Here is a 7,930-nt window from a genome sequence, read left to right on the forward strand (position 1 = left end):
AAAAAGTAGTGGTTTCATGTACCTGGGGCTAGCCGTCGCGCCAGCGACTTGGTACAATAGTGTTGCAATTTAAATAAAAAAATATTAAGGAGAGATTTGTATGAAAAAGAGAGTATGGAGTTTAATTGTATGCAGTATGATAGTATGCGGTATCTTATTTGGTTATTTTCCTGATAGGGTATTTGCGGAAGAAAAAGGCATAGTGATTACAAATATCACTTCGAATTCTGCATCTTTGGATTGGTCAGTCTGGGCTGCAGACCATGATTTTTTAAGCTATTATTTTTATGCACTTACTGAGAAAGAATTAGGTGGAGCAGACCCTAATAAGGCTGAGAGCTATTACGATTATATGGCAACGTATCATACGCAAGAAGATTGTCGTGGTTTGGAACCGAATACCAAGGTCTATGTTTGCGTTATAGGAAACTATTTCGATTGGAGTGAAATGGTTGATGTTAGCAACGGCAGAGAAGAAAAGGCTATTTTTGCACAGTTTACAACAAAGGGTTCTGAAGAAAGTAACGTTAAATTAAATAAGAAAGCAGCGAGCCTTATAGTTGGAGAAAAGACAACGGTTAAGCTGGATGGAGTAGCTTTATCAAAGCAATCCTTTAAGTCGTCGAATAAGAAGGTGGCAAAGGTGTCGGGTAGTGGGGTTGTTACTGCTGTTAAGAAGGGAACTTGCAAGCTTACTGTTACGGATAAAAACACGAACAAAAGGTATATTTGTAAAATAACTGTAAAGGATAAAAAGTCTTCTAAGGACTTTCTAAGCAAGAAAGGACTTAAAGTGACACCGAATGGTTCAGTTACAGTTAAACTGGCAGTTGGAGCTGGTAAGAATCTTACTGATAAAGTTGAAAGTGTAACTGTTAATACGAACATTAAAACTATTAAGAAGAAAAATGGTTATGTTACAGATTGTTTTAAAGTAACACTTCCACTAAAAGGAACTGATAAAACATACAATATTTCAGCATTTGACCGTTACACAGGAACAAGCTTTGAAAGTGTTGCAGCAAATCTTGATAATGGTTCAGTTCATCAGAGAGGAGTTATAGTTGATGTTAATGGCAATAAATATGGCTGTTCTATTTCAGCAGATGTCAAACATGGAAAAGTAAAAGATGTTATTATTCTTGAGGTAACACATCCTGCTGAATATGATGGGGTAGTTTTCATGTTTGGTCAGCAGACTAAGACACAGATGACAGCTTACAATAATATTGATTTCAATTCTACATTCACTGTTGCAGATTATGCAGATGTATTCATCGATGGTCAGACATTCTTTACAGTAAGTGGCAAATAAGGTTGCAGGAAAAATTTTATTCATCAAAGATAAACGGAGGTAGTATTGATATGTTTTTAGTAATTTGGCTGATAACTTTTATAGTAGTTGTTCTTATATTCAAAACCGTAGTAAATGGTCTTATGCACTTTATAGGTGCTGACTGGTATTCGTTTAATGCTGTGGGCAGAGCAATTACGTGTGGACTGATATCATTAGTCTTGGCATTTTTAATTTATGCCTGTATTTATGGTTGATTTTGAGGTATTATTAGATAAATGAAAACCCTAATCCCCCAGCATAGCTGGGGTGATTTAGAATGGATATATTGGTTGCAAATTGTTGTCTATGAGGAGGTTGCATGATGAAGAAGAAATTAGTAATGATGACATTAGCTTCATGTATATTAGCTTCAACATTTTCTTTAACAGTTTCTGCTGAACCAGTTGAGGTTGAAGCAGGAGTCATATTTGATGCAGAATATTATGCAGAGACAAATCCAGATGTTGTAAACGTTCTTGGCAATGATGAAGATGTCCTATATGAGCATTATAAGTTATATGGTGCAAAAGAAGGCAGACAGCCTTACGAACCAACAACTAGTAAAGAAGATTTGGAAAAGGCTAAGAAAGCTAAAAAAGTCAAGAAAGTTAAAACAAAGCAAAAACTTGATGAAGAAAAAATTAAGGTTAAAAATGAATATGAAGGTTATGAATACTATGTTAGGTATGCTATTTACGATGACGAAAAGATTGATGCTGAACTTAAGGCACTAAATGAGTATCGTAAGTCTAAAAAATTACCAGAACTTAAGATTAACAAAAAATTAAATAAGGCAGCAGCGATATTAGCACTTGAATATACATTAGGTGCTGATTATGAAAAAGACGGTGTAATTATATCAGGTATGTATAATGGTATAAGACCGAATGGGAAAAGTTCTACTACTGTATTCAAGGAGTGTGAAATTAAAGGAGTAAAATCATCTACTGAGCTTAATGTTAAGTACTCAGGAAAAAATGAGGGATTTGTTGATACCTTAACAGGTGACTATTATTCAATGTACTCCAAGGAATTAAATAGTAAAAAATATACAGAAGTTGGTATTGGCTATTATTCATCTGCGGATGGTAGTTTACAGACTTGGGTTATGATTCCAGTTCAAAAGTAGAGCAAGATTATTAAGTTGGCTGATGAGTTTTGCTTGTCAGCCAATTTTTTAATATAATAAACAAATAGTATTTATTCAGGCAGGGAAATTTGTTTATACCATTATTATTTCAGAGATAGTTATTTAAGTGGTGCTAAATATAATAGAACTATTGTTGTAATTGCAAAGACACTTACTTTAATCGGGTAGGTGTCTTTTTTCAATAATCAGAAGTCGTATATGAAACAAAAACGACTGCTATAGGGGTAGTTACTTTCCGTTCTATTGTACGGCTTTCATATTTGTGTCACACGCTCGTTTACCGCAAAGCGTGGGCAGTTATCCAATGATTCCTCTAAAATCGGACACGGGGTGCAACAGCGTGGCGACAAGGGTAATCACTGGTGTGTTATTCGGGCTGGCAATTGCTATAGTCCTAAAATCCGACCCTTGCATTATTTATTCGACCTTTTCTGATGCTTTGTATATATTCATTTTCTACGAGTTTGAACTGATATTTTTATTTCTATCGTGCATTCTGATTTGAATGGAGTCAGTATTTATTTGATTCTTTCTGTTTTTTTCCTGAGAAATTCTGATTGTGTTCTGATACAAAGACTGATTTGTTTTCATCTAAGTGAGCCTGAACGGATGCATTCTTATGGTGTTTGCAGAAAAACTTCTGTGTCTGAATACATTCTGCCTTGCTTAAAGTCATTATGGTGTGAATGAATTTGTTCTGATTAACTGATTTGCTTGCCAGTCTGTAACAAAGCTTTTTCTATTGAAGTTACTAAATTTACAAAGTGTAAGTTTGATTAACGCAATTTATCAAAAAATTTGATTAAAAAATTTTTTGTAACTTATGGCTATTGGTTAAATAAAATTTTTACAATTATGTCTTTTTTTAGTGGTTTACCGTTGGAATTCCTGTGTTTGGAGCATTTTTTGGAGAATTATTTGATTAATTTTTTGCTTGGTTTTGTTTTTTCATTATGTATATAGTGGAAACTCATTTGTTTTAAGCTATTCTGAAGAAATGATTTGCAATCACTGGAATTCAGAGGTATAGTACAACACCACAAGCGAGGGCATTTATATCTTGGTTTTTGTCGGAACTTTCACATCGCCTTTTTTAGCCTTATTTACCTGCTCGATGGTAAATAGTTCGGCTGGTTGTTTTTTAAGGTCACACGTGGCGAAATACAGGGGTAGTTACTGAGTCTATAAATAGTACAAAATCGACCTTTGGCTTAAATACGGTATTTTACGAAGTTACTTACAAAAGTGGTGATTCAATCCGTCAAAACAGCCAGACATAAACGACTTTGAGTGTTCAATTAACTTATGGAGGTCAGTTGCTTATGAATAAGAGATGTGTTGCGTTATCAGATGAACAATATCGTGAGAGCATTCGTTTGCTAAGAGAGGGGTTTGTTCTTGAGGGTAAAATAATAAAGCCTAATCCACGAATTGCTACTGTAGCTGTCTTGCAAGCATCGTTAGGTCTTAGACTTGGAGATGTATTACAGCTAAATATGGGGAGCTTCATTAAAGAAAGTGGCAGATGGAAACTGAATATTAAGGAACAGAAAACTGGTAAGGTTCGTGATTTTACTGTTCCAGTTGAAGTGTATTCCTTTATACAGGATTATGCCATCAATATGGGGATTTCTGCTCAGGCGAAACTTTTTGATATCTCAGAGCGTCAGGTAGAGAGGCATCTGAATAAAGTGTTTAGCAAGATGGAACTTCCTTTAAGAAATTATGGTAGCCATTCATACAGAAAGTATTTTGCCAGTCGCATCTATCTTGAAAATGAGATGAATATTGAGCTTGTAAGGGTTCTTCTCCAGCATAGTTCTGTGGCAGTTACGCAGAGATATATTGGTCTTTCTCAGAAGACTGTTGAAGATGCACTTGCCAAGACAGTTGCTCATTTAGCATAACAATAGGGGTAGTTACTTTATGATAAATTCTTGCGATTTGATTGAGAAATTCTGTAACGAAAGAAATGGTTGTTCTTTTCGTGCAGACTATTCAGGTAGATTTATGTATGGAAGAACCTGCGTAGGCATTGTTACTGATGATAGAGTTTACGAAACAATTGTATCCTTATCTGATTTTATGCATGAGTCTGGCATTGAGTGTGTAAGTGATATACTTGGCACTATCCATTCTGATTCAATGAGACTGAGTCAGATTATATATTTTCCTGATTTGAATGGAAAACTTGGAGACAAATAATGTGATATAAAGGATGGGTGACTTTCCTGACAGAAGTCATTGTTTTTGGCACAGACCATCATGAGTCGTTTGCGTATTCAGAGTATATTGAACTTTTAAGCTTGGGTATATGGGCTTAGATGTGCTGAGTATGGCTCATTTTATGGAGTTGCTTTAACATACTATTATTTTGGTTTCAGCAGGAGTTTCTTTCGGAGTTCTTCTATGCATAGCGGTTCTTCTTTTTGTGGGAGGAATACGCTTATTTGTAGGAGGTATTCTGATTATGAATACGATTTATTTTACAGCACAAGAGGTTGCAGTTATGTTAGGAGTTTCCAGAGGGCAAGCATATAAGCTTGTTAAGTGCATGAATGAGGAACTTGCTAAGCAGGGATATATTGTGATATCAGGTAAAGTTCCTAAAAAGTATTTTTCAGAACGTTACTATGGTGGTGTTGATTGCGTTGTGGAAAGTGAGGTGAAATAATATGGGACAGGGGTACTTTCATCAGGAACCTGACACTAAAAAGTGGTCAGTTCAGTTTAGCTATAAAGATTATTATGGGAATACCCAGAGGAAACATAAGCGAGGATTCGCAACAAAACGTGATGCAAAACAGTTTATGGATGAGTTTATATTAAAGCAACAGTCAAATATAAATATGAGTTTTGCATCGTTTCTAGATGAATATAAGGAAAATATGTATTCAGATTTGCGAGATAGTACGATTGCTACCAAAAAACATATGATTGAGTTGCATATACTTCCTTATTTTAAGGACAAAAGTATATCTGCGATAACAGCTTTAGATATTAAAAGATGGTAAAAGGAGATTAAAAAGAAGAATTATTCAGACGCATATTTATGGTCTATAAATACGCAGTTGAATGCTATCTTTAATCATGCTGTGAAGTTTTATCAGCTCAGCTACAACCCTTGTAAGGGTGCTGGGTTCATGGGCAAATCAAAATCTGGCAATATGGGAATATGGTCGCAAGATGAGATGGAACAGTTTCTTGAGGCAGTGAAAGACAAGCCTGTAATCTATTATGCATTCTTTCTCATGTATTGGACAGGTCTTAGAGTGGGTGAGTTGCTTGCTCTTAATATTAATGACATTGATTTGGAAAGCGGTGTTTTATCTGTAACAAAGTCATTAAATCGTGTAAAGAGTGAGGATATAGTAAGTGAGCCAAAGACACAACGCAGTATTCGTAAAATTCATTTACCTAAGTTTGTTGTAGAGAAAATGAAAGAATACATCAATATGTTATATGGAAGAACTGGGAGTGACAGACTTTTTGCAGTAACAAAGAGTCATTTGGAGAAAGAGATTAAGCGTGGTGCTGAGTTGGCTGGATTAAAGAAGATTCGTGTTCATGATTTGAGACATTCACATGCTTCACTTCTCATTTCCAAAGGTGTTGATATTGCAACAATTTCTAATAGGCTAGGACATGAGAAGATTAGTACCACGTTGAATACATATAGTCATATGTTTGAGTCCAGTGCAGCAGGTGTTGCTAATATGTTAGATGATTTGTATTCTGGAGAGGAGGATTAATATATGCCAGGTGTTCACAAAAACAATACAATCTCATTTCGACCTAGTGAGTGGGAACGTATTAATATAGAGGAGAGAGCTGCCTTAAGTGGAATGGCAAAAAAGGATTTTATCACACGCAGTTGTATCTATTCTAATATTTGTGTAGTTGGTACAAAAAATAATATTCAGAAAATTGTAGATGCTGTTGAAGAGATGAAGAATGTTGTTAGTGAAATCGCCAGTAGGGAAACTACTGGCGATTTTCCCTTGTCGGATGAGAGTTTTCGTGAGATGAGTATGCGTTACACAGCAATGTGTTTGGCTATCGTTGATATCCTTGATGGGGCTTCATATCTGTTTGGGGTAGAGAAACCTAAAGCAAGTTCGGTCTTGGGTAAGCAAGAACGGTTACAACAGCTTCTTGAGACCCTCGACTTCGATTATCAAGTTGGGGATGTATAAGGCTCATGGGGAGTATATGGGGATGGTTAATCGGAGACAAGGGAGACATGGTGGAAAATTCGGTACAAAAGGGCGTTTATGTAGATGAAAAATGTCGGAAAATCACCCAAAATAAAGAAGTCGAAGCGGAGTTTGAATAAATAAAATAACGCCGCAATCCCAGTATTTATGCGGGTTTGCGGCGTTTTATTATGCATTTTGAGTGCAAATTGAGTACAAATACGAAATTCAATTTATTTTTTCTTTTGACTTTGAAGTTTTTCAATCGCGTCTTGTGTGCGTGATTTGTCATAAAGAAGTATTCCATGAAATTCAATAATTACAGATATAATCAGTAAGTGCTTCAAAACATAGCGTTCTTAAATCTTCTTCCTATATCTGATATACTTTCCTGGATTAAATTTATTCAGGAGGTAACTTATGGAAAGTGAAAAAATCTTATTATGGGAACAACGGCTTGAAGATATTAAGCGGAGTGATTTGACTGTTGATGAATGGTGCACTAAAAATCAGATATCCAAGCATGCATATTATTACTGGCGTAGAAAGATTCTTGACTCAATGACAGATGATAAAACCACCTGTTTTGCTGAAGTTACCCATTTGATGGAAATATCTAAGGATAACAGTAAAACGCCTAATGGACTGATTGTTAATAACAGATATTGCTCTCTGACAATTCATAATGAAAATGAAGCGTTACTTGCTGCTGTATTGATAAAGGAGCTGGGCGAAGAATGTTAAAGAGTTTTGCAGGAGATGCTGAGCATGTCATTCTGGCAACAGGTGCAACAGATTTTAGAAAGCAGATAACAAGTCTTTCTGCAATGGTTACAACGCAGTATAACATGGATCCGTTTGCGGAGAGCTGTGTTTTCCTGTTCTGTAACCGCAGAAGAAATGCCATCAAGGTACTCAGATATGACAGAAACGGATTTGTACTTGCCACAAAAAAGTTACTCGATGGAATGAAATTCCAGTGGCCAAGAAATACAGAGGAGGTAAAGGAAATAACAGGACAGCAGCTTGAATGGCTTCTTGATGGTCTGGAAATTGAACAGAAAAAAGCCCATCACCCTGTCAGCATATCATCAGAAGAAGTATGTTTTTAGTTATAAAATAATGCACAATAAATCAGCTGAAACGCCCATATTTTCAGCATTTTTCAGACCTGCTTTTGCTTTGTTTTTATGGAAAAATCTTCTGGAAAATGGTATAATTACATTAACTAAAACAGGATAAAAGCAG

The 7,930-nt window shown here is 35.6% G+C and carries 11 protein-coding genes; all 11 read left to right on the forward strand.

The features are described from left to right. Positions 1 to 100 precede the first annotated feature (100 nt). The 11 genes from ASU35_RS16065 to tnpB all read left to right on the forward strand — a co-directional run bounded on the left by ASU35_RS16065 (position 101) and on the right by tnpB (position 7,794). Complete coding sequence (locus ASU35_RS16065; RefSeq protein ID WP_058353996.1) at positions 101 to 1,315, forward strand: Ig-like domain-containing protein; 1,215 nt, start codon at positions 101 to 103, stop codon at positions 1,313 to 1,315. Between the two features lie 340 nt (positions 1,316 to 1,655). After that, the gene (locus tag ASU35_RS16075) at positions 1,656 to 2,465 is read left to right on the forward strand and encodes a CAP domain-containing protein (RefSeq protein ID WP_083504348.1); all 810 of its coding nucleotides are present in this window, start codon (positions 1,656 to 1,658) and stop codon (positions 2,463 to 2,465) included. Between the two features lie 1,343 nt (positions 2,466 to 3,808). Next, a complete protein-coding gene (locus tag ASU35_RS16080; RefSeq protein ID WP_058353999.1) occupies positions 3,809 to 4,393 on the forward strand; it encodes a tyrosine-type recombinase/integrase in 585 nt (194 codons plus the stop codon). A 19-nt stretch (positions 4,394 to 4,412) separates the two neighbouring features. Continuing rightward, complete coding sequence (locus ASU35_RS16085; RefSeq protein ID WP_058354000.1) at positions 4,413 to 4,691, forward strand: hypothetical protein; 279 nt, start codon at positions 4,413 to 4,415, stop codon at positions 4,689 to 4,691. Between the two features lie 265 nt (positions 4,692 to 4,956). Next, positions 4,957 to 5,160 carry a hypothetical protein gene (locus ASU35_RS16090; protein ID WP_058354001.1) on the forward strand — a complete coding sequence of 68 codons (204 nt, stop codon included), beginning with the start codon at positions 4,957 to 4,959 and terminating at the stop codon, positions 5,158 to 5,160. A gap of 1 nt (position 5,161) precedes the next feature. Then, complete coding sequence (locus tag ASU35_RS16095) at positions 5,162 to 5,500, forward strand: tyrosine-type recombinase/integrase (protein WP_058354002.1); 339 nt, start codon at positions 5,162 to 5,164, stop codon at positions 5,498 to 5,500. A 129-nt stretch (positions 5,501 to 5,629) separates the two neighbouring features. Further along, complete coding sequence (locus tag ASU35_RS16100) at positions 5,630 to 6,238, forward strand: site-specific integrase (RefSeq protein WP_058354003.1); 609 nt, start codon at positions 5,630 to 5,632, stop codon at positions 6,236 to 6,238. 3 nt (positions 6,239 to 6,241) lie between these two features. After that, entirely contained in the window at positions 6,242 to 6,682 is a 441-nt protein-coding gene (locus tag ASU35_RS16105; RefSeq protein WP_058354004.1) for a plasmid mobilization protein, read from the forward strand. 5 nt (positions 6,683 to 6,687) lie between these two features. Further along, positions 6,688 to 6,822 carry a hypothetical protein gene (locus ASU35_RS20520; RefSeq protein WP_278278086.1) on the forward strand — a complete coding sequence of 45 codons (135 nt, stop codon included), beginning with the start codon at positions 6,688 to 6,690 and terminating at the stop codon, positions 6,820 to 6,822. Positions 6,823 to 7,102: 280 nt separating this feature from the next. Then, entirely contained in the window at positions 7,103 to 7,426 is a 324-nt protein-coding gene (gene tnpA, locus ASU35_RS16110; RefSeq protein WP_058354005.1) for an IS66 family insertion sequence element accessory protein TnpA, read from the forward strand. Then, positions 7,420 to 7,794 (forward strand): IS66 family insertion sequence element accessory protein TnpB, encoded by a 375-nt coding sequence (gene tnpB, locus ASU35_RS16115; protein ID WP_058354006.1) that lies wholly within the window; start codon positions 7,420 to 7,422, stop codon positions 7,792 to 7,794. The genes tnpA and tnpB overlap by 7 nt, the downstream gene beginning before the upstream one ends. Positions 7,795 to 7,930 lie beyond the last annotated feature (136 nt).

The organism is Acetivibrio ethanolgignens (assembly GCF_001461035.1).
GTDB classification, from domain to species: domain Bacteria; phylum Bacillota; class Clostridia; order Lachnospirales; family Lachnospiraceae; genus Velocimicrobium; species Velocimicrobium ethanolgignens.